This window comes from Methanolobus bombayensis (genome assembly GCF_017873415.1).
GTDB classification, from domain to species: domain Archaea; phylum Halobacteriota; class Methanosarcinia; order Methanosarcinales; family Methanosarcinaceae; genus Methanolobus; species Methanolobus bombayensis.
The window spans coordinates 187,134-208,477 of sequence record NZ_JAGGKD010000005.1 but is presented as its reverse complement, the minus strand read 5'-3'; the positions used below and the strand labels follow the sequence as shown (position 1 = coordinate 208,477).

The 21,344-nt window shown below is 43.5% G+C and carries 19 protein-coding genes and 1 tRNA gene; 18 read left to right on the top strand and 2 right to left on the bottom strand.

What is annotated here, in order from left to right; all coding sequences use genetic code 11:
• The 4 genes from J2746_RS08110 to J2746_RS08095 are packed head-to-tail and all read left to right on the top strand — an operon-like array spanning nucleotide 1 to nucleotide 3,252.
• A complete protein-coding gene (locus J2746_RS08110) occupies nucleotides 1–924 on the top strand; it encodes a branched-chain amino acid ABC transporter permease (protein ID WP_209618877.1) in 924 nt (307 codons plus the stop codon).
• Nucleotides 921–1,796, top strand: coding sequence for a branched-chain amino acid ABC transporter permease (locus tag J2746_RS08105; RefSeq protein WP_209618876.1), 876 nt, complete (start codon nucleotides 921–923; stop codon nucleotides 1,794–1,796). Before J2746_RS08110 ends, J2746_RS08105 begins: the two co-directional genes overlap by 4 nt.
• Nucleotides 1,793–2,557, top strand: coding sequence for an ABC transporter ATP-binding protein (locus J2746_RS08100; protein WP_209618874.1), 765 nt, complete (start codon nucleotides 1,793–1,795; stop codon nucleotides 2,555–2,557). Before J2746_RS08105 ends, J2746_RS08100 begins: the two co-directional genes overlap by 4 nt.
• A complete protein-coding gene (locus J2746_RS08095; RefSeq protein WP_209618872.1) occupies nucleotides 2,545–3,252 on the top strand; it encodes an ABC transporter ATP-binding protein in 708 nt (235 codons plus the stop codon). The genes J2746_RS08100 and J2746_RS08095 overlap by 13 nt, the downstream gene beginning before the upstream one ends.
• A gap of 122 nt (nucleotides 3,253–3,374) precedes the next feature.
• Here the strand turns inward: J2746_RS08095 and J2746_RS08090 are convergent, their stop codons facing one another.
• Together J2746_RS08090 and J2746_RS08085 are read right to left on the bottom strand one after the other, a co-directional pair.
• Nucleotides 3,375–4,181, bottom strand: a complete 807-nt coding sequence (locus J2746_RS08090; protein ID WP_209618869.1) for a formylglycine-generating enzyme family protein — start codon at nucleotides 4,179–4,181, stop codon at nucleotides 3,375–3,377.
• A gap of 68 nt (nucleotides 4,182–4,249) precedes the next feature.
• Nucleotides 4,250–5,308: an endo alpha-1,4 polygalactosaminidase gene (locus tag J2746_RS08085; protein ID WP_209618866.1), complete on the bottom strand. Its 1,059-nt coding sequence runs from the start codon at nucleotides 5,306–5,308 to the stop codon at nucleotides 4,250–4,252.
• Nucleotides 5,309–5,503: 195 nt separating this feature from the next.
• On the opposite strand from J2746_RS08085, the gene J2746_RS08080 reads away from it, so the two are divergent.
• From J2746_RS08080 to rpoA2, 14 genes are all read left to right on the top strand, one after another.
• Nucleotides 5,504–5,854 (top strand): nucleotidyltransferase family protein, encoded by a 351-nt coding sequence (locus J2746_RS08080; protein WP_209618864.1) that lies wholly within the window; start codon nucleotides 5,504–5,506, stop codon nucleotides 5,852–5,854.
• Between the two features lie 106 nt (nucleotides 5,855–5,960).
• Nucleotides 5,961–7,208, top strand: coding sequence for a bifunctional phosphopantothenoylcysteine decarboxylase/phosphopantothenate--cysteine ligase CoaBC (gene coaBC / locus J2746_RS08075; RefSeq protein ID WP_209618861.1), 1,248 nt, complete (start codon nucleotides 5,961–5,963; stop codon nucleotides 7,206–7,208).
• Nucleotides 7,209–8,111: a pantoate kinase gene (locus J2746_RS08070; protein ID WP_209618858.1), complete on the top strand. Its 903-nt coding sequence runs from the start codon at nucleotides 7,209–7,211 to the stop codon at nucleotides 8,109–8,111.
• Nucleotides 8,112–8,176: 65 nt separating this feature from the next.
• A complete protein-coding gene (locus J2746_RS08065) occupies nucleotides 8,177–9,121 on the top strand; it encodes a prohibitin family protein (RefSeq protein WP_209618854.1) in 945 nt (314 codons plus the stop codon).
• Between the two features lie 31 nt (nucleotides 9,122–9,152).
• Nucleotides 9,153–9,923, top strand: a complete 771-nt coding sequence (locus J2746_RS08060; RefSeq protein ID WP_209618851.1) for a 4-phosphopantoate--beta-alanine ligase — start codon at nucleotides 9,153–9,155, stop codon at nucleotides 9,921–9,923.
• Nucleotides 9,914–10,555 carry an HD domain-containing protein gene (locus tag J2746_RS08055; protein ID WP_209618848.1) on the top strand — a complete coding sequence of 214 codons (642 nt, stop codon included), beginning with the start codon at nucleotides 9,914–9,916 and terminating at the stop codon, nucleotides 10,553–10,555. Before J2746_RS08060 ends, J2746_RS08055 begins: the two co-directional genes overlap by 10 nt.
• Nucleotides 10,555–11,853: an amidohydrolase family protein gene (locus J2746_RS08050; RefSeq protein WP_209618844.1), complete on the top strand. Its 1,299-nt coding sequence runs from the start codon at nucleotides 10,555–10,557 to the stop codon at nucleotides 11,851–11,853. Before J2746_RS08055 ends, J2746_RS08050 begins: the two co-directional genes overlap by 1 nt.
• A 68-nt stretch (nucleotides 11,854–11,921) precedes the next feature.
• A complete protein-coding gene (locus J2746_RS08045) occupies nucleotides 11,922–13,157 on the top strand; it encodes an adenosylhomocysteinase (protein WP_209618841.1) in 1,236 nt (411 codons plus the stop codon).
• Nucleotides 13,158–13,537: 380 nt separating this feature from the next.
• Nucleotides 13,538–13,614: transfer RNA gene (locus J2746_RS08040), tRNA-Lys, on the top strand.
• 53 nt (nucleotides 13,615–13,667) lie between these two features.
• Nucleotides 13,668–13,904 (top strand): DNA-directed RNA polymerase subunit H, encoded by a 237-nt coding sequence (locus tag J2746_RS08035; protein WP_209618838.1) that lies wholly within the window; start codon nucleotides 13,668–13,670, stop codon nucleotides 13,902–13,904.
• 92 nt (nucleotides 13,905–13,996) lie between these two features.
• Nucleotides 13,997–15,634 (top strand): DNA-directed RNA polymerase subunit B'', encoded by a 1,638-nt coding sequence (locus J2746_RS08030; RefSeq protein ID WP_209619105.1) that lies wholly within the window; start codon nucleotides 13,997–13,999, stop codon nucleotides 15,632–15,634.
• Nucleotides 15,627–17,441 (top strand): DNA-directed RNA polymerase subunit B, encoded by a 1,815-nt coding sequence (rpoB, locus tag J2746_RS08025; protein WP_209618835.1) that lies wholly within the window; start codon nucleotides 15,627–15,629, stop codon nucleotides 17,439–17,441. Before J2746_RS08030 ends, rpoB begins: the two co-directional genes overlap by 8 nt.
• 13 nt (nucleotides 17,442–17,454) lie before the next feature.
• On the top strand, nucleotides 17,455–20,100 hold the full coding sequence (locus J2746_RS08020; RefSeq protein ID WP_209618832.1) for a DNA-directed RNA polymerase subunit A': 2,646 nt from the start codon (nucleotides 17,455–17,457) through the stop codon (nucleotides 20,098–20,100).
• 1 nt (nucleotide 20,101) lies between these two features.
• Nucleotides 20,102–21,244, top strand: a complete 1,143-nt coding sequence (gene rpoA2 / locus J2746_RS08015; protein ID WP_209618830.1) for a DNA-directed RNA polymerase subunit A'' — start codon at nucleotides 20,102–20,104, stop codon at nucleotides 21,242–21,244.
• Nucleotides 21,245–21,344: the final 100 nt, after the last annotated feature.

Genomic DNA, 21,344 nt, shown 5'->3' with positions numbered 1-21,344 from the left:
TTGAAAAACGAAATAAAAACATCCTTAGGGGGTAAAACAATAGCACTACTGGCACAATCCATAATCAACGGGCTTATCACAGGTTCAATATACGCACTTGTGGCATCAGGATACTCTCTGATCTATTCTACAAATAATTTCATGCATTTTGCCCACGGCATCAGTGTGGTTGCTGCGGGTTATATGGTCTACTGGCTTTTCAGCCTTGTAGGAATTCCATTTTACGTCACCTGCATAATAACTGTCATTCTTTCAGCTATTTTTGGACTCGCAATGTATCGACTCATCTACCTTCCGTTGCAAAAAAAAGGAGCTTCTAACGTAATTCTTCTTATAGCCAGCATTGGCATACTCACATTTTTCCAGAACGTGATCCAGATAGCATTTGGCTCAGGAGTAAAACTTGTCGGGTACATTGAAGTCTCAAAAGGAATCACCTTTGCAGGAGTAACAATGACCCTGCTCCAGATTGTTATACTTATCATTTCTTTGATCATTTTCATACTTCTTTACCAGTTCATGCAGAAAACAAAAACAGGAAGGAATATGCGTGCAGTCTCAAATAATAGTGAACTTGCAAGCATTGTGGGAATAAACCACATAAGAATATCAGACATTTCTTTTCTCATAGGCTCCGCACTTGCCGGAGTTGCTGGTATACTTGTGGCACTTGAACAGAACCTTTCACCTTTCATGGGAACGAATCTCATGATCAAGGGTTTCACCGGAGCTGTGATCGGTGGAATAAACTACGTACCGGGATCAATTGTAGGCTCATTCCTGCTAGGGATGGCGGAGAATCTGGGCATACTTGTACTACCATCAGGGTACAAAGATGCAATCGCATTTTCCATGTTGTTCCTGTTCCTGCTGTTCAAACCCAATGGAATTCTGGGTAAGAAGGAAGGGAGGTTTGACAAATGATAATCTCCGCATACCAGACCCACATATTCATCCTTATTTTCATCTATATTATACTGGCAGTAAGCCTGAATCTGGCACTTGGTTACACCGGACTACTGAACCTCGGACATGTAGCCTTTTTCGGAATAGGCGCATACACATCCGCACTTCTGGCAATTGAAGGACTGCCATATATTGCAGCTGTGATCATTGCAGGTTTATTTGCATCTGTTTTCGGATATCTGCTCGTAAAAGCAACGGACAAACTGAAAGGAGATTACATGGCAATGGCGACCCTGGGTTTCAGTTTCGTAGTCTATTCACTGTTGCTCAACCTTAGAGATATAACACGAGGTGCCATGGGAATTCCGGGAATACCAAAACCATCCATACTCGGACTTACCATCAGGACAAATGACCAGTATCTCATATTCGTGATGGCAGTCTGTGCAATTTCAGTATTCATAATGTACAGAATGGTCAATTCACCATTTGGAAAATTACTTGAAGCGAACAGGGATAATGCGGTCAATCTCAGGGTACTGGGAAAGAATACATTTGCCCTGAAATACAAGGCAATGATGACATCAGCATTCTTTGCAGGTGTTTCAGGAAGCCTGTATGCACACTACATTACTTTTATCGACCCGACGTCATTCTACATCGCTGAGCTTATCCTCATTCTTACAATAGTGATAGTTGGTGGGCTTGCATCCATAAAGGGCAGCATTGTGGCTACAATTGTTATAATCTATGTGCCGGAGATGCTGAAAATGCTGGAACTTCCGGCCTCTGTGCTCGGACCTGTTAGGCAGGCCCTTTACGCAATGATATTGATAGCCATACTTATGATAAGACCAAGAGGAATATTCGGGAAGGTGGATCTGGAATGATTCTCTCATGCAAGGACATCCACAAAAGCTTTGGCGGGATTAAAGCGATTCAAGGATGCAGTTTTACTGTTAAGAAGAACAAAATAACCGCCATAATCGGACCGAACGGTTCCGGTAAGACCACAATGTTCAATGTTATTTCCAAGCTTATAGACCCCGATAGTGGTACAATTGAATTTGATGGACAGGATGTTACTTCTCTGAAAGACTATGAACTTTCAAAGCTTGGAATCTCAAGGACGTTTCAGGATGTGAAACTGTTCCAGAACCTGACCATCAGGGAACATCTCCAGATAGCTTTGTCAGACTCCGATGAGAGGTTGCTGTCAAATCTCTTCAGAACAAAGGATGTAGAATCTGAGAAGATACAGGAGGTTATGGAAATAGTAGGGCTTGACAAGCCGCTGGAAACCTATGCAACTGACCTTAGTTACGGACAGCGAAAACTTCTGGATCTTGCCATCGGAATTGCAAAACCGCATTCTCTTCTGATGCTTGATGAACCTGTGGCTGGTGTTAACCCCCGACTCAGAGATTCCATAAAGAATATCCTCCGGGAACTGAACAATCGTGGAGAGAGCATATTGCTGATAGAGCATGATATGAACTTTGTCATGGACCTTGTGGACCATATTTTTGTTATGGATGCAGGTAAAGTAATTGCAGAAGGAAGTCCTGAAGAGATACAGAATGACCCTTATGTGCTGGCTGCGTATCTTGGGAACTGCGGAGATGAGGAGGAGATAGAATGCTGGACATAAAAGACCTCCATTCAGGATACGGTGAACTCAGGGTACTGAAAGGTATAGACATTGAAGTCGGTGAGAATGAGATTGTTGCACTCATCGGACCAAACGGTGCCGGAAAAAGTACTGTGATTAAATCCGTGTTCAATATTTCAGATGTAACTTCAGGAAATATTACTTTCAAAGGACAGGATATTACATCCCTTAAAACCCATGAGATAATTAAACTGGGAATCAGTTACCTGAATCAGGGTAAGATCAATTTCACCAACCTGACTGTGAGAGAGAACCTGACCATTGGTGCTGACCAGATATTTGACCCTGGCACCGTGCAGGATGGACTGGAAAAAGTATATACAAAATTCCCTGATCTTAAAACAAAGGAGAATGAGCTGGCTTATACTTTAAGCGGCGGACAGCAGCAGATGCTTGCTCTTGGAAGAAGTCTTATGCAACGACCTTCGCTTCTGCTTATGGATGAACCTTCCCTCGGACTTAGTCCTAAATTGCAGCAGGAATTGTTTGCAACAATAGCAAGCCTCAGGGATGAGGGTATTTCCATGCTGATAGTTGAGCAGAATGCAAAGAAGGCAATCGAACTTGCAGACAGGACATACCTGCTGGAAGACGGGAATGTTGTTCTTGAAGGTGGAAAAGAGATCCTTGAAAATGAAGCGATCAGGAATGTGTATCTTGGTGGAAGATACTAACCACTTTATTTTTGGATTAATTTTAGCTTGAATAAAAATAGACAAAACTAAAGCCAAAGTGGCTTTAGTCCATTTTTAGTTTATTTGTTAGTTTAGCATTTATTTATTTATTCAACTCAGATTCAGGCATCCATCACAAGACGGAAACCTATTGCAGAATCTCCATCACGTGGGTCCTGCTTCTTTCTGTATGCTGTGTATAGTGCGTTTTCCTTGCTTGAGTAACTGCCACCTCTGGCAACTCTCAGTGAACCTTCACCATTATCTACTGCACTGCCATCCTCACTTGCACTGCCGTAATTGTCCACCCAACTATCCTGCACCAGTTCCCATACATTACCGTGAACATCATAAAGTCCCCATGGGTTTGGAAGTTTCTGACCTACTTCGTGGGTATTCTCGTATGAGTTTTCCTGATACCATGCATAATCCTTTAGGAATGGACCTTCGTCCTCATCTATTTCACCAAATGAATAGAGAGTTGTTGTTCCGGCTGCTGCAGCATATTCCCATTCTGCTTCGGTTGGAAGTCTGTATTTTGTGGTTCCTTCCATCTCATTGAGCTTATCAATGAATTCCTGGACCTCTTCCCATGATACGCTTTCTACCGGGAGATCGTCACCCTGGTTTGCTGACGGGTTACTTCCCATTACCGCTTCCCACTGTGCCTGTGTGACCTCATACTTGCCAATGTAATAATCATTTTCAAGTCTCACTTCGTGCACTGGTTGGGAATAAGCATACTTTGATGTGCCCATATCAAAGCTTCCGGCTTCAATAAGCACGAAATCCATATCTAAAGAACTTGTTGAAGATGATGAGCTACTTTCCCCACCGTCATTACCATTATCATCTGTGCATCCTGTTACTGAGATTGCCAGCAGGAGTACTGCCAGAATCGTTATTATTTTTTTAATACCTATCCGCATAAAAAGACCTCGCTGTGAGTCTTTTTGAGGATATGTTATTAATACATATCTATTTTTGGCTGTTGAATTCAATCTTCAAAATACTCGAAAGCATCGATTATGTCAAGATAAACACCATCAAATCCCGCATCAAGTATCATATCCAGGTACGCATCATCATTTCCATAGATGACAGCTTGCCACTCCTCGTCCCAGTAGCGTACCTTGTAGTTGCCTTCCCAATCGGGATTCTCATTTTCAACCCATTCAGGAGAGCCTGCAGTCCATGATTCATCCCAGTAGTACCGGTAGTCCTCAGTTTCACCAATACTCATGTATGCGATTACCAGCCGTGAGCCATCATTTGATTTGGTTTTCAGGGAAGCTATGTCATCAGATGTAAGAGGCAGGTCATAAAAGAACAGATCGATAAGAATCACATCATAGTCAGTTTCCCACAAGCTTTCCAGAAAATCTTCCTTGCTGCCAAATTCCTCAGGATTGATGAGATACAGGAAATTCTCAGCATCACCAAGAGATCGAATATCATTGCTGTTGACATTGTACGGCTCTGCCGGATAGTCAGGGATAGTATCAAGGTCCCTGCTGTCAGCAGCAAATGAGATGTAACCCCTATCTGCATTTTCACGATATGAAGCATCGACATAAGATTTAGTCCAGCAGTAATCGGTTACAAGTACAACTACACCGTTGTCCCTGGCAATATCCAGTAACGATGCCATATATTCTGTATCTTCTTCATCGGTTGCTACGTTTTCATCATCATAACCGAAGAAGAGATCTTCCCTTCCAACGCCGTCAATGGCTGAAATATAATCCTGTGCAAACGGATCATCAGGCTCTCCACCGGATGTCAGAAGTTCCTGACCGTTCTGTGGGATGATTATGAAATCTGGATTATTCTGTTTTGAGTAAGTGCTGATACCGATTACAAAATCACGCATTTGCTGGCGGTAGTCCATTTCTGAAGTGGGTTCGTCAGCGGTGTTTGGAGAATTTGTGTTTGTGACTTCGGATATATCTGGGTTTTCGATTGTATCGGGAGTATCTGAGCTGTTGTCTAAACAGCCGGATGTCAGGAGGATGAGTGTGATTAGGAAAATTATCGACAATGAATTTATCTTCATATGGAAAGGATTTGTTTTACACTATTATATAGACTTGTAGGAACGTGCTGCCTTCGGCGAGATGATACTCCTTTTGTCAATATACAGAATAGATTCCTGTAAAATTTAATAGAATGATAACCAATTACATATTATGATACTAAAGATGACTACCTCTCTAAAACAAGAGAAAATAAAGATAATACAGAGATGAATATGCTATTAAAGAAGAACAGTATTGAGATCAACAATGCCTTTGACCTTGCAGAATCCCTGGGTCTTGATAGAAAGATTGGAAAAGACCTGGTGGAGCTTTGCAGGCAGAATGATATCGCTTCTCTGGAGCTTTTTGGTTCATTCTCAAGAAGAGAACAGGTAGAGAGTAGTGATATTGATTTTCTGGTGACGCTTTCTAAAAGTAAAAGCCTTATATATCACATAAAAATAGAAAATTATTTTGAAGATCTGCTTGGGAAAAAAGTAGATATGGTTACTGAAAGGTCATTAAGTCCATATATTTCACCCATGTTGAGAGATGAAGTCATGAGAATCTATTGTGAAGGATGATTCTTACTGATCTCAGTTACATAATAGACAATACTTGCAAACTAATTCTCTGAAACTCCCCAACTTAAATACTAAAATCCACTTATTCATCAAATAAGGACAGAATATGCCTCAGATTCAAAATGAACACCCGACACTCTGGATTAAATCCACAAAATCAGAATCTCTTAAAGGCAAGACAATAGTACTTGCAGTCACAGGCAGCATTGCTGCTGTAAGAACAGTGGAACTTGCACGTGAATTCATCCGCAGGGGAGCAGAAGTCTATGCAGTTATGAGTGAAGCTGCAGGTTGGATAATCAACCCAATGGCCCTGCATTATGCAACCGGGAATGAAGTTATCACTGAGATTACCGGAAAGGTAGAACATGTAGAGTTCTTTGGAAATCTTGGCAGAGCAGACCTTTTACTAATCGCTCCGGCAACAGCCAATACACTTGGAAAAATCGCAGCAGGGATAGATGATACACCTGTAACAACCTTTGCAACCACAGCCATCGGTGCAGGTAAACCTGTAATGATAGTACCTGCAATGCATGAAGATATGTACAACCATCCGGCTGTAATGGAGAACATTGAGAAGATGAAAAGCTGGGGAATCAGTTTCATCGGACCGAGGATCGAGGAAGGAATTGCAAAGATAGCCGGAAATGATGAAATTGTGCTTGAGGTTGAAAGAGAGATTGGGAAAAAGACACTCTGCGGAAAAAAAATACTCATTACAAGCGGTTCCACGGCTGAACCTATCGATCCGATAAGAATTCTCACTAACAGGGCTTCTGGAAAGACCGGGAACGAACTTGCACTTGAAGCTTATCGCAGGGGTGCTGAAGTAACCATAGTCCATAGGAACAAGCTTGGAGTAACTGGCATCAATGAGATACATGTTGAAACTGCTGACCAGATGACCGATGCAGTGCTTGGCGAACTTGCAAAGGGTTATGATGTGTTGATAAGTTCTGCTGCAATTGCAGATTATACTCTGGATGCAAGCAAGCAGAAGATCAAATCAGGAGATAGCGGGCTTGAACTTTCTTTCAGGAACACACGCAAACTAATAAAAGAAGCAAGGCAGGCATATCCACAAGTGAAAATAGTCGGGTTCAAGGCTGAGGCTGGCGTGGATAAAGAGGAGCTGGTCAAAAGAGCAAAGCAGACACTTGAAAGTTCCGGGCTTGATATGATAGTTGCCAATGAAGTCAGCAAAGAGGGTATGGGAACTGTCAACAATAGCATTACTATATTATACTCCAATGACAGAGATAATATTAGTATAGAAGGGTCCAAAACTCTTATTGCAAATTTCCTTATGGATGAGATCACGGGACTTCTGACATCAAAAGGCGAAATATAAATGCAATTTGAATCGTTCACCGATATTCGAACGGCCAGGGTTTTTGCCCCGGCACATATTACAGGTTTTTTTCAAATACATGACCATGAAGACCCTATGAAAAAAGGATCAACTGGTTGTGGTGTTGTACTTGATGGAGGAGTCTATACCACTGTAAAGGCAGGAAAAGACATTGACAGGACAGAGATATACCTCAATGCTGAAATTGTATCAGGAGAGACCAGCAGGACAGTTGTTGAATCCATTACAGAGCTCCCGGTAAAAGTGGAAAGTATTTCAGATATACCAGTAGGATGCGGTTTCGGAGCATCGGGAGCAGGAGCACTTGGAACTGCATATGCACTGAACCACGCTCTGTCACTTGAATATACATCAGTCCGGCTCAACGACATTGCACATGTTGCTGAAGTGAAGAACGGAAGTGGACTCGGGGATGTCACAGGACAGGCACATGGTGGAATCCCTATCAGAAAAACACCTGGTGCACCTTCACTAGCAGAAACAGATCAGATACCCACAAGAGAGAAAGAGGTATGTTGTGTAGTTCTTGGAGAACTGCCCACCAGCTCTGTGCTTTCAAATCCAGAAATGGTAGAGAATATCAATATCTCAGGCGAAGAAGCTATGAAAAAGCTCACTGAAAAGCCTACTATTAAAAATTTCATGAACTGCTCAAGAGATTTTGCCATCGATAGTGAGCTTGCGACCGGAAAGGTCAGAGACGTAATCGAAGCTGCAGATGAGATAGGATTTATAGCTTCACAGGCAATGCTTGGCAATGCAGTATTCTCAATACCTTCGATAACTTCAGTGACCAGTGCATCAGAACTGGTAGATGTATTTTCAGAATTCGGCGAAGTGCACCGATTCAGGATACGGACCGGAAGCATCAGGATCGTCTGAGCGAAAGCATATTATCAATTATGCCTGATATTATACGCTCAGAATTATTTACTGGAGAGATTTTTATGGTTATTGAAGATGAATGGGAACCCGAACCTCCTAAAAAGGCACCGGAATTCCCAATAAATGAAATAGCTCCTATTATTGGCAAGGTAGGACGCGGAATAGTAGTTATATTTGTTATATTGATAATATTCTCATTAATGTTTGGCTCGATATTCGTATCAGTCGGAGCCGGAGAAGTTGGCGTTAAATTCAACCAGTTCGGCGGTGTGGAAAACGATGAACTCGGTGAAGGTTTACACATTGTTCCTCCATGGGTGAGTGTTACAAAGTACTCTGTCAGGAGTGAAACATACACAATGAGCGGAGTTGTAGGCGAGGGACAGATAGAAGGTGATGACCAGATCAAAGCCCTTACTGTCGAGGGTCTTACTGTGGGACTTGATATTACAGTCAGGTACAGACTTCTTTCAGATGAAGTAAGTGAAGTTCACCAGAATCTTGGTACGAATTATGCTGAGAAGATTATACGCCCTACAATAAGATCATCCATCAGGGAAGTTGTTTCCACAAAGACAGCACTGCAGGTATATGGTGAGGAGAGAGAAGTAGTTGCGGGTGAGATGCTCACAAATATCGCTAACTCCCTTGAAACCGACGGCATAGTTGTAGAAGAAGTGCTTGTCAGAAACGTAGTGCTCCCTACAAGAGTTGCCGAGGCTATTGAAGCAAAACTTCAGGCAGATCAGGATGCCCAGAGAATGATCTTTGTAAAGCAGAAAGAACAGCTTGAAGCTGAAAGGAAGATAATTGAAGCAAATGGTGTTGCAAACGCGACCATTGCAGAAGCATACGGTGAAGCCGAAGCGCTCAGAATCATCAATGAGCAACTTGCAAAGAACCCTGATCTCATCAACTATAAGTACATACAGATGTTGCAGGGACAGGAAATACAGACAATGCTTGTACCAACTGACCAGGGAATAATACTGGATGCAAGCAACTAAAATAATTGAATGACAGGAGAAAACGGACTGAATGACAGACATCCCTAAAGATCATCCCAGGTATGAATCTCTCATCACCAGGGAAAGAATAGTTGAAGGCGTAAACATCGGCATCACCAGCAAGCAGGGACTTGTGGCGCAGGGACGCGGTGAAGCCTTCGATTACATGATAGGGGAAAAGACGACAAAGTCAGCAGCCATTGCCGAGAGGGCAGCAGTTGCTAACATCCTTCTCGCAGACAATGCCATAATATCGGTGAACGGCAACACTGCTGCACTTGTGCCTGATCTGATGGTGGCTCTTGCAGATGTTACCGGAGCAAGACTGGAAGTGAACCTGTTCCATAGAAGTGATGCCAGGGTTCACAAGATTATAGACCACCTGAAAGCTCATGGTGCTGGTGTGGTCCTTGGTGGAAAGGGAGACAAACGACTTGACCTTTCCCATGACAGGGCTATCGTTGATGAGGAAGGTATATTCAGTGCGGATGTTGTGCTGGTTCCTCTTGAAGATGGTGACAGGTGCCAGAAACTTGTGGAAATGGGAAAAACTGTCATTACCATTGACCTGAACCCTCTTTCCAGAACAGCGCTGACAGCTAACATCACCATAGTGGACAATGTTACCAGAGCTCTCAGGAACATGATCCAGTTCACAAAGGATATGAAAACTCACAGCAGGGATGAACTTCAGGAAGTTGCGGATTCATTCAACAATGATGTAACAATTTCTGATGCCCTTTATACAATGCAGGAAAATCTGAAGAACAAAGCAGAGGAGAAAGGTCTTACATGTGTCTGATCGAAACCACAAGAGATTTCGTCTCACAGGTGCTGGAAAATGAGCCCAGCACCCATGATATGTCACATATAGAAAGGGTTGAAAATACCTGCATGAGAATTCAGCAAAAAGAAGGTGGAGACTTACAGGTCATTCGCCTTTCAGCGCTTCTTCACGATGTGGGGATTGTAAGGGAACACAAGGAAGGTGGCAATCATGCAGAATACAGTGCAGAGATCGCCAGGGATTTCCTTTCAGAAAATGGTGCTGAAGCTGAACTCATAAAACATGTTACATCATGTATCCTTACCCATCGTTTCAGCCGTGGAATGAAGGCAGAAACTATCGAAGCACAGATCCTGCAGGATGCTGACAGGATAGATGCGCTTGGTGCTGTTGGCATTTTCAGATCATTGGTCTCAATGGGAGCGTTAAGGGCTTTGAAAGAGACAATCGGAACTGTAAAGGAAACTTCCATGAATGCTTATACGGAAGATCCATTCGATGGTTTCTATGATTACATGGAAAGAAAACCTTTTAAAATACCTGAAAGACTTAATACACAAACAGCTAAAGATATTGCAGAACAGAGACTGGCAATTATGCGCAAATATCTGGAAGAGCTAAAAGAAGAGACATCAGGAGAGAGATAATGGCAGATATTATCATAAAGAATGCTTATATCCTCACAATGGACCCGGAAGCAGGAGACATTGAGAACGGAGTCGTTGTTGTAGAGGACGGAAAAATAAAGGAAGTCGGAACTTCCACAGAATGCACTGCTGAGAAGATCATCGATGCTAAGGGCTCAGTCCTTATGCCCGGACTTGTTAACACTCATTGTCATGCAGGAATGACAATCTTCAGAGGCTATGCTGATGACATGCACCTGCAGGACTGGCTTGAGAATCACATATGGCCTGCTGAAGCTAAACTTACTGATGATGATATATATGCAGGCACTAAACTGGCATGTCTTGAAATGATACGCTCCGGAACCATTGCTTTTGCAGATATGTATATCCATGAGAACAAGGTAGCTCAGGCAGTAAGTGAAGCCGGACTCCGTGCTGCCCTTTCCTACGGAATGATCGATTTTGGAGATAAGGAAAAAGCTGACAAAGAGCTTGAAGTTGGCAGTGCTTTTGTTAAAGAGTGGAATGGGAAAGCCGGTGGCAGGATAAGCACCATGTACGGACCTCATGCACCAAACACCTGTTCAAAAGAGTTTCTTATCAGAGTTAAAGAGCAGGCTGTAAAGGATAATGTTAAACAGCATATCCATGTACTTGAGACTGAGGCTGAACTCAACTATATGAAAGAGAACTTCGGCATGTGTTCCATACACTTCCTGAAGGGAATAGACTTCTGGGGAACTGATGTTCTTGCTGCACACTGTGTCTGGCTTTCTGACGGAGACATCAAAATACTGGCTGAATACGGTGTCAATATTTCCCATAATCCTAACAGTAATATGAAGCTTGCATCCGGAATCTGTCCTGTTGCAAAACTTATTGATGCAGGAGCAAATGTATGTCTTGGAACTGATGGCTGTGCTTCTAACAACAACCTTGATATGTTCGAGGAAATGAGGTCTGCTGCTCTTTTGCAGAAGGTAAGCACCATGAATCCTACTGTGCTTCCAGCACGCAAGGTACTTGAGATGGCAACTGTAAACGGTGCAAAGGCACTTGGGATTAACAGTGGAATGCTGAAGGAAGATTATAATGCTGACATGATAATTGTTGATATGAACAAAGCTCATCTTACACCGGTCTATGATGTTCCGTCACATCTGGTCTATGCTGCAAGTGGTAAGGATGTTAAGGCTACAATTGTTGATGGAAAAGTGCTCATGGAAGATGGAAAGGTACTTTCCATGGATGAGCAGGAAGTAATAGATACTGCAATTGAAAAGTCAAAAGACCTTCTTGGAAGAATTGGAAACTAAGAAACCAAGGCTTATACTTATATTAGATACGTTATTATCAAATGTAATTTTGAATTTGGAGATTAAAGATGACTGATACTGAAATGTTAGAATCCGGAAATATGAAGATCGACTGGGTTCTTAATCACATGCCTGTTCTCAATATCATCAGGGAACAGTTTGCAAAGGAAAAACCTCTTGCAGGTCACAAAGTTGCAATGGCACTTCATGTTGAAGCAAAGACAGCAGCACTTGTTGAAACACTTGCAATAGGAGGGGCCGAAGTAGCAATTACAGGATGTAATCCTCTTAGTACACAGGATGACGTTTCAATGGCTTTGCATAACAAGAACAGCATCCAGTGTTTTGCAAAATATGACTGCTGCAATGAGGAATACTATGAAGCTATTGACAAGGTACTTGACTTTAAGCCTGACATCACAATCGATGATGGAGCAGACCTTATTTTCAAGCTTCACACAGAACGCACAGACCTTCTTCCAGAGATCCTTGGTGGCTGTGAAGAAACTACAACAGGTATCCACAGACTCAAGGCAATGGAACGGGACGGTGCTCTTAAGATGCCGGTAATTGCAGTAAATGATGCAATGACAAAGTTCCTTTTCGATAATCGCTATGGAACCGGACAGTCCTCATGGGACGGTATCATGAGAACGACAAACCTTCTGGTAGCTGGTAAGAATGTTGTTATCGGCGGATACGGCTGGTGTGGAAAAGGTGCTGCAATGCGTGCAAAGGGGCTTGGAGCAAACGTAATTGTAACCGAGATAGACCCGATAAGAGCACTGGAAGCACGCATGGACGGTAACAGTGTCATGCCTATGAAAGAGGCTGCAAAGATCGGTGATATATTCCTTACAACCACAGGTAACAGAGACATCCTGAAGAAAGAAGACTTTGAGGTCATAAACGATGGTGCAATCCTTGCAAATGCAGGTCACTTCAATGTTGAGATCAACCTGGAAGACCTCAAGGCAATGGCAGATTCTGTCAGAACTGTGAGAAATAACATTAAGGAATACAAGATCGGTGAGAAACGTGTTTATGTGCTTGCTGACGGAAGACTTGTAAACCTTGCAGCAGGTGATGGCCACCCTGCAGAAGTTATGGATATGAGTTTTGCAAACCAGGCACTCTGTGTCAGATATATTGCAGAGAACAAACTATCTGATGGAGTACACGCTGTGCCACATGAACTTGATGTTGGCGTTGCTGAAATGAAACTCATGTCAATGGGCATTAGCATTGACAAGCTTTCCGATGAACAGGAAGCATATATGGCAGGCTGGGAAACCGGAACATAAACCTGTCATTTACCTTTTTTCTTTTAAGAATAACGGAAACGCCACAACATGACTTAATCGAAGTTTTCGAGATTCTGTTGTTACATAAAATATTATTAAGCACCAGTATAACAGATGCATCCTTAGAAAGAGATCAATTAAACAATACCGGGGAGCTACTTTGTAAAGTGGACTAATAATAAGATATAAACATTCTGCTTTTGATTAAATTAAAGATACTTGAATAAATAAGATATAAGTAATAGTAGACCATTGGAACTAATAGAAGTTCGAACATACTGCGGGCATACGATAAGTATATATACTAAAAGTGCTTTTATCACCCGCTACACCGAAGTCGATGAATGTGAAGCAGCCTCAGCAAATCCACCCACCAAATTGGGCTCGTAGCTCAGTCAGGCAGAGCGTCTGGCTTTTAACCAGACGGCCTAGGGTTCAAATCCCTACGAGCCCGCCATCACTTTTGCACAGGAGTGTTCACGTTCACATTTTTGAGGGAGGAGTAATATATTGAGAAAATTTAGCCTGCTCGACCACCAGTTGATCCCTAAACATGAGATAATGTTGGAAGATGAACTTAAATCTGTTTTAAAGCAATTTGCCATAGAAAAGGAACAACTACCTAAGATAAAGGTTGTTGATCCCGTTATTCAGGAAATTGGGGCACAGGTTGGAGATGTCGTTAAGATAACCCGTAACAGCCAGACCGCCGGCGAAGCATTTTACTATCGACTTGTGATCGCTTAAAACGCGATCTTCACATTAATCATACAAGGGCTTTTTTGCAATAATACAAACCATATAAAGAAGGTGCTATCATAGCGTTAACCAAAGGACAGATCCCACGTTCGTTTTTCACGAAAGACAAGATCGTACAGCATCACATAGATTCCTATAACAAGTTTCTGGAGACAGGTCTTCAAAAGATAATCGATGAACAGAAGATCATCGAGACAGATCTTGAAGACACATATATCAAACTGGGCAATATCCGTGTTGAAAATCCCGTTGTCAAGGAAGCGGACGGAGCTATAGAAAATCTATATCCTAATGAAGCAAGGCTCAGGAACCTTTCTTATTCCGCACCACTCTACCTGCAGATGAGTGTTGTCGAGAATGATGAAGAAAAAGAGCCACAGGAAGCAAAAATAGGTCAGCTTCCGGTCATGATCAAATCAGACATATGTAACCTCACCGAGATCCAGGAGGAAGAGATGGTCAAATTCGGAGAAGACCCGCTTGATCCGGGAGGATATTTCATAATCAACGGAACAGAGCGTGTGGTCATGACTCTGGAAGACCTTGCTCCAAACAAGATCCTCACAGAATTCGGAGAGAGATACGGAGACACCATAGAGGTTTCAAAAGTATTCTCTCAGAGAAGAGGATACAGGGCATTAGTGGTTGTAGAAAGAGGTAGAAAATCACTTCTGGAAGTTTCATTCCCATCCATTTCCGGACGTCTCAACTTTATCACACTCATGAGGGCGCTGGGTGTGGAGACTGACGAAGAGCTTGTAAAAGCTGTATCCACTGATCCGGAGATTATGAAGTTCATGTTCGAGAATCTTGAGGAAGCAGAGGTCGACAACATCGAAGATGCGATGGAGAAGATCGGTTCAAGGGTCGCTTCCGGACAGGCGAGGGACTACCAGATCAAACGTGCGAACTATGTAATTGACAGATATCTTTTACCGCACCTTGGGAATGAACCTCATGACAGGGCCGCAAAGGCCAATTTCCTTGGAAGAATGGCCGAATCATGTTTCGAACTGGCACTTGGAAGGCGTACTCCTGATGATAAGGACCATTACTCAAACAAGAGACTCAAACTTACCGGGGACCTTATGGAAGATCTCTTCAGGGTAGCTTTTAACAGGCTCTCAAGAGATATCAAATACCAGCTTGAAAGAGCAAACATGAGGAACCGTGAGCTCAATGTTATCACGCTTGTCAGAGCAGATGTACTCACAGACAGGCTTCAGCACCCACTTGCAACAGGTAACTGGGTAGGCGGCAGAACCGGTGTTTCACAGTTGCTTGACAGGACAGATTACATATCCACACTTTCACACCTGCGTCGTGTAATTTCCCCACTTTCAAGAGCACAGCCACACTTCGAAGCCCGTGACCTGCACCCCACACAATGGGGAAGGCTTTGTCCGTCAGAAACTCCTGAAGGTCCTAACTGTGGTCTTGTGAAAAACTTTGCACAAATGGTAGAGCTTTCAACAGGAACAGACGATGAGAAGATGATAAAGAACGTACTCTACGACCTTGGTGTAGTAAAGGCTGTCCTTAACTCTTCACTGAAAGCGCTTCCTGAATATGACGAAGAACTGGATGACTATCTGGAAGAGATAGAAGTGAAAAATATAACAACAGTAGAAGAAGATCAAGAGAAAAAATCAGAACCTATCGGGTATACGAATTATTCTGAATCATTAGATGATATGGGAGGCCTTCTCGATGAATGAAGCTAAAGTTTTCCTTAATGGAGAATTAGTGGGAACACACACAGACCCTGCAGAGCTGGTAGAGGACCTGAGAGAGCAACGCAGATCAGGAATGATCTCTGACCAGATCAATGTAACATTTTATGAAGACATACATGAAGTGCTGATCAATACTGACATGGGTCGTGCTAGAAGGCCGCTGATAATTGTAAAGAATGGAGAAGCCCTGATATCAGAAGAAGAGATAGAGCTTCTTGCAGAAGGCAAAATTCCCTATTCTGAAATGACAAAAGCAGGAAAAATAGAATACCTTGACTCAGAAGAAGAAGAGAATGCATTCATTGCCCTTTACAAAGACGATATTACAGAGAAACACACCCATCTGGAAATCAACCCGGGACTTATGCTGGGAATATGTACAGGAATGGTACCATATCCGGAACACAATGCATCCCCACGTAACACAATGGGTGCAGCCATGGTCAAGCAGTGTATCGGTGTTTCAACATCCAATACCAAGCTAAGACCGGACACACGTGCACACATACTTCACTACCCGCAGAGGGCAATGGTCAGAACACAGACCTGTGAAGCAATTCATTTCGATGACAGGCCGGCCGGACAGAACTTCGTTGTAGCTGTTATGTCCTACGAAGGTCACAATATTGAAGATGCACTGGTTTTCAATAAAGGTTCAATTGAGAGAGGGCTTGGAAGAAGTCATTTCCTCAGGACATTCGAGGGTGAGGAAAGACGTTATCCTGGCGGACAGGAAGATAAATTCGAGATTCCTGACTCCGAGTTCAGAGGTGCGCGTAGCCCTGAAGCATACGCAAATCTTGATGTAGACGGTCTTGTGAACCCTGAAACAAGGGTAGGTCCAAATGACGTACTTATCGGAAAGACAAGTCCGCCACGTTTCCTTGAAGAACAGTCCGATTTCGGAATTACCGTTGAGCAGCGCAGAGAAAGTGCTATCACAATGCGTTCCAACGAGAAAGGAGTCGTTGACACAGTAATTCTTACAGAATCAATTAACGGTACACGCCTTGCAAAAGTAAAGATAAGAGACCAGAGAATCCCTGAGATCGGCGACAAGTTCGCATCAAGACACGGTCAGAAAGGAGTTATCGGACTTATAGTGCCTTTTGCTGACATGCCATTTACAGAAAAAGGAATGGTTCCTGACCTTGTAATCAATCCACACGCAATTCCTTCACGTATGACTGTAGGTCACGTGCTTGAGATGATCGGTGGAAAGGTTGGGTCAATGGAAGGAAGGAGAGTTAATGCAACTGCATTCTCCGGGGAAAATGAAGACGATCTTCGTGCAGCTCTCAAAACACACGGATTTGCACATACAGGAAAGGAAGTCTTCTTTGATGGTGTAACAGGAAAGAAGATACAGGCAGATGTGTTTGTAGGAGTTATCCTTTACCAGAAACTGCACCATATGGTAGCATCAAAGATGCACGCAAGATCCCGTGGACCAGTACAGGTGCTTACAAGACAACCAACCGAAGGTCGTGCCCGTGAAGGAGGTCTGCGTTTCGGTGAAATGGAGCGTGATGTGCTTATTGGCCACGGTGCTGCAATGACACTGAAGGAAAGACTGCTTGATGAATCTGACAAGGTAGTAGAACTTGTCTGCGGACACTGCGGAATGATAGCAACATTTGACAGGAAGAGAAACATAAGATACTGCGCCAACTGTGGTGCTGAGACTGACATCCACCCTGTAGAGATGAGTTATGCATTCAAACTGCTGCTTGACGAAATCAAATCCCTTGGTGTAGCTCCAAGACTGCAACTAGAGGATGCGGTGTGAGGGGTGATTCTAAATGAATAATGATATTCCATCAATTCCAAAAAGAGTAGGCGCAATAAAATTCGGCCTGATCTCACCAAGAGAGGTCAGGAAGATGAGCGTAACAGCAATAATTACTGCTGACACCTATGACGACGACGGTTATCCTATTGACATGGGTCTTATGGACCTTCGCCTCGGAGTTATCGACCCGGGTCTTAAATGTAAGACATGTGGCAGCCGTGCAGGAGAATGTCCGGGACACTTCGGACACATTGATCTTGTAGCTCCGGTTATTCACGTTGGTTTTAACAAGACAATACGCAAAACACTGCGTTCAGTGTGTCGCAACTGCAGCAGGCTTCTTCTTGAACCTGAAAAGAAGAGAGATTTCCTTGAACAGCTTGAAACATGCAGGGAAATGGGGCACCTCCCTGACAACATCATCAATGAGGTATTCAAGGAGGCACGTAAGTCAAAGACATGCCCATACTGCTCAACCGAACAACTTGAGATCAAGTTCGAGAAACCAAGCGACTATATTGAAGACGGCCACAAGCTTACACCAACCGAGATCCGTGACCGTTTCGAGAACATCCCGGATGAGGATGTAAAAGTTCTTGGCATGGATCCTTCAAGTGCAAGGCCTGAATGGATGGTCCTCACAGTTCTTCCGGTACCACCGGTAACTGTCAGACCTTCAATTACACTTGAATCCGGTCAGCGCAGTGAAGATGACCTGACCCACAAACTTGTAGATATTATCAGAATAAATCAGAGATTCCAGGAGAACAGGGACGCTGGTGCACCACAACTTATTATTGAGGACCTGTGGGAACTACTCCAGTACCACGTTACAACATTCTTCGACAATGAAGTATCAGGTGTGCCTCCTGCAAGACACAGATCAGGAAGACCTCTTAAGACCCTCACACAGCGTCTTAAGGGTAAGGAAGGACGTTTCAGAGGAAGTCTTTCAGGTAAACGTGTCAATTTCTCGGCGCGTACCGTTGTATCACCTGATCCGAATCTCAGTATCAATGAGGTTGGTGTGCCTTTTGCAATTGCCATGCAGATGACAATTCCCGAAAAGGTGACACCAAGGAATCTTGAACTACTCCGCATGTACGTACAGCGCGGGAACGGAGTGCATCCCGGTGCAAATTACGCAATTCGTGATGATGGAAGACGTATCAGGGTTTCAGAAATCAATAAGGATGAACTTGCAGAGAAGATAGAGGTCGGATGGACTGTTGAAAGACAGCTCATGGATGGAGACATTGTTCTTTTTAACAGACAGCCTTCACTTCATAAGATGAGTATCATGGCTCACAGGGTCAAGGTACTCCCATACAAGACATTCAGACTTAATCCGGCAGTATGTCCACCATACAATGCTGACTTTGACGGTGACGAAATGAACATGCACGTTCTCCAGACCGAAGAGTCAAGAGCAGAAGCCAGCATCCTAATGCAGGTACAGGAAAACATCCTTTCCCCACGTTTCGGAGGACCGATCATCGGTGGTATTCACGACCACATTTCAGGTCTTTTCCTCCTTACAAGGAACGAGAACAAGATCACAAAGAATGCAGCTCTTGAACTTCTCAGGAAATCCGACATAAGAGACCTGCCTGAACCTGCAAGTTACTCTGAAGAAGGAGATCCGCTCTGGAACGGAAAGCAGATCTTCAGTCAGATCCTTCCAAAGGGGCTCTATCTGGAATTTCCGGCACAGGCATGTTTCAAGTGTGAGACCTGTAAGAAAAAGGACTGTGAATATGACGCCTACGTAGTCATTGAAGACGGAGAAATGCTCCAGGGAACCATTGATGAACAGGCCATTGGTGCTTTCAAGGGCAAGGTTCTCGATAAGGTTATGAAAGAATACGGATCCGAAGCTGGTGCCAAGTTCGTAGATGACTTTACCAGACTTGCGATCAGAGGTGTGATGAAGACGGGCCTTAGTTTCGGCATCAGTGATGAAGATATTCCAAAGACAGCAAAGATCCAGATCGGCAATCTACTGGGTAAAGCTGAAGATTCTGTAAAGAAACTCATTGATGCTTATGAGGCAAAGGAACTTGAACCATTGCCAGGACGTACCCTAGAGGAAACGATTGAGATGAAGATCATGCAGGAACTCGGTAGAGCCAGGGACCAGACAGGTAACATTGCAGGTCAGCAGCTCGGTCTTGAGAACTCTGCGGTGCTCATGGCAAAGTCTGGAGCAAGAGGTTCAATGCTTAACCTTACCCAGATGGCAGCCTGTGTAGGACAACAGGCGGTTCGTGGTGAAAGGATAAGAAGAGGTTATGCAGGAAGGACACTCCCACACTTTGACAAGGGTGACCTTGGTGCAGATGCCCACGGTTTCGTAAAAGCAAGTTACAAGAGCGGACTTAACCCAACAGAATACTTCTTCCACGCAATTGGTGGTCGTGAAGGTCTTGTAGATACTGCAGTCCGTACATCCCAGTCAGGTTACCTGCAGAGGAGACTTGTTAACGCATTGCAGGATCTTGAGGTACAGTACGATGGTTCAGTACGTGAAACACGTGGAGTTATTGTCCAGTTCAAGTATGGAGAAGATGGTATTGACTCCACAAAGAGTGACTATAGTAAGCCTGAAGCGATTCACCGTGTCGTCAGGAGAGTCACCGGAAAGGAGGTGAACTAAAATGACGATCAGTGAAGCTACTATTGATGCAATGATCTCCGGACTTGACCTGCCTAAGAACATCATGAAGACTTTGAAAGATGACGTGATGAAGGTAGGTGTTTCAAAGAAAGAGCTTGAAGAGATTATCGAACAGGTTAAGAAAAGCTACGAATACGCATGCGTTGAACCGTGTGAAGCAGTTGGTGTCGTTTCAGCACAATCTATTGGTGAACCGGGTACACAGATGACCATGCGTACTTTCCACTATGCTGGTGTCGCTGAGATCAACGTAACACTTGGTCTCCCACGTCTCATTGAGATCGTGGATGCAAGAAAGCAGCCGAGTACGCCAATGATGACAATAGCACTGGAAGAAGAATATGCAAATGACAGGGACAAGGCACGTCATCTTGCGTGGGAGATAGAGGCAACTCATATCGAACATCTTGCAGACATTACTACCGACCTGGCAAACATGCATCTTATAATTGATCTTCACGAGAAGACTTTGATGCACAGGGCACTTAGCCCCGATGAGATCGCAGACAGGCTCCGGGATGAACTTGATGTTATGGTTAATGTATCTGACAGTGTTGCAAACCAGATAATTGTTACACCAAATTCTCCATCATACCGTGAACTTCTTCAGCTTGCAAAGAACATTCACTCAATTACCCTGAAAGGTATCGAAGGTATCAAGAGGGTTGTTATCAGAAAAGATGGTGACGAATATACACTCTATACCGAAGGGTCACAGCTTAAAGATGTACTCCAGATAGAAGGTGTGGATGTTACAAGAACAACAACCAACAACATCGGTGAGATATACGATGTATTTGGTATAGAGGCTGCAAGGAACGCTATAATCACAGAAGCTACCAATACACTTTCAGAGCAGGGTCTTACTGTTGATATAAGGCACATCATGCTGGTATCTGATATAATGTGCTGTGATGGTGAAGTAAAACAGATTGGTAGACATGGTATCTCCGGAGAGAAAGCAAGTGTGTTCGCACGTGCAGCATTCGAAGTGACTGTCAATCACCTGCTTGATGCCGGAATGCGTGGAGACCGTGACCAACTTAATGGTGTCACAGAGAACATTATTGTCGGGCAGCCCATCAAGCTTGGAACAGGAGACGTCCATCTAATAACAAAATAATAGTTCGTTATATAGAAGTATATAAAGAACAACCAGAAAGTAAATATACGGAATCACTTATTAATACAAATCTCAAAATGACGTTATAAATGAGTTGATA

Excerpts from the sequence above, each read along its gene's own strand:
- J2746_RS08060 (WP_209618851.1), top strand. The coding sequence starts at position 9,153 with ATGACAGACATCCCTAAAGATCATCCCAGGTATGAATCTCTCATCACC.
- J2746_RS08080 (WP_209618864.1), top strand. The coding sequence starts at position 5,504 with ATGCTATTAAAGAAGAACAGTATTGAGATCAACAATGCCTTTGACCTT.
- J2746_RS08090 (WP_209618869.1), bottom strand. The coding sequence starts at position 4,181 with ATGCGGATAGGTATTAAAAAAATAATAACGATTCTGGCAGTACTCCTG.
- J2746_RS08045 (WP_209618841.1), top strand. The coding sequence starts at position 11,922 with ATGACTGATACTGAAATGTTAGAATCCGGAAATATGAAGATCGACTGG.
- J2746_RS08105 (WP_209618876.1), top strand. The coding sequence starts at position 921 with ATGATAATCTCCGCATACCAGACCCACATATTCATCCTTATTTTCATC.
- rpoA2 (WP_209618830.1), top strand. The coding sequence starts at position 20,102 with ATGACGATCAGTGAAGCTACTATTGATGCAATGATCTCCGGACTTGAC.
- coaBC (WP_209618861.1), top strand. The coding sequence starts at position 5,961 with ATGCCTCAGATTCAAAATGAACACCCGACACTCTGGATTAAATCCACA.
- rpoB (WP_209618835.1), top strand. The coding sequence starts at position 15,627 with ATGAATGAAGCTAAAGTTTTCCTTAATGGAGAATTAGTGGGAACACAC.
- J2746_RS08055 (WP_209618848.1), top strand. The coding sequence starts at position 9,914 with ATGTGTCTGATCGAAACCACAAGAGATTTCGTCTCACAGGTGCTGGAA.
- J2746_RS08085 (WP_209618866.1), bottom strand. The coding sequence starts at position 5,308 with ATGAAGATAAATTCATTGTCGATAATTTTCCTAATCACACTCATCCTC.
- J2746_RS08100 (WP_209618874.1), top strand. The coding sequence starts at position 1,793 with ATGATTCTCTCATGCAAGGACATCCACAAAAGCTTTGGCGGGATTAAA.
- J2746_RS08020 (WP_209618832.1), top strand. The coding sequence starts at position 17,455 with ATGAATAATGATATTCCATCAATTCCAAAAAGAGTAGGCGCAATAAAA.
- J2746_RS08070 (WP_209618858.1), top strand. The coding sequence starts at position 7,209 with ATGCAATTTGAATCGTTCACCGATATTCGAACGGCCAGGGTTTTTGCC.
- J2746_RS08095 (WP_209618872.1), top strand. The coding sequence starts at position 2,545 with ATGCTGGACATAAAAGACCTCCATTCAGGATACGGTGAACTCAGGGTA.
- J2746_RS08065 (WP_209618854.1), top strand. The coding sequence starts at position 8,177 with ATGGTTATTGAAGATGAATGGGAACCCGAACCTCCTAAAAAGGCACCG.
- J2746_RS08050 (WP_209618844.1), top strand. The coding sequence starts at position 10,555 with ATGGCAGATATTATCATAAAGAATGCTTATATCCTCACAATGGACCCG.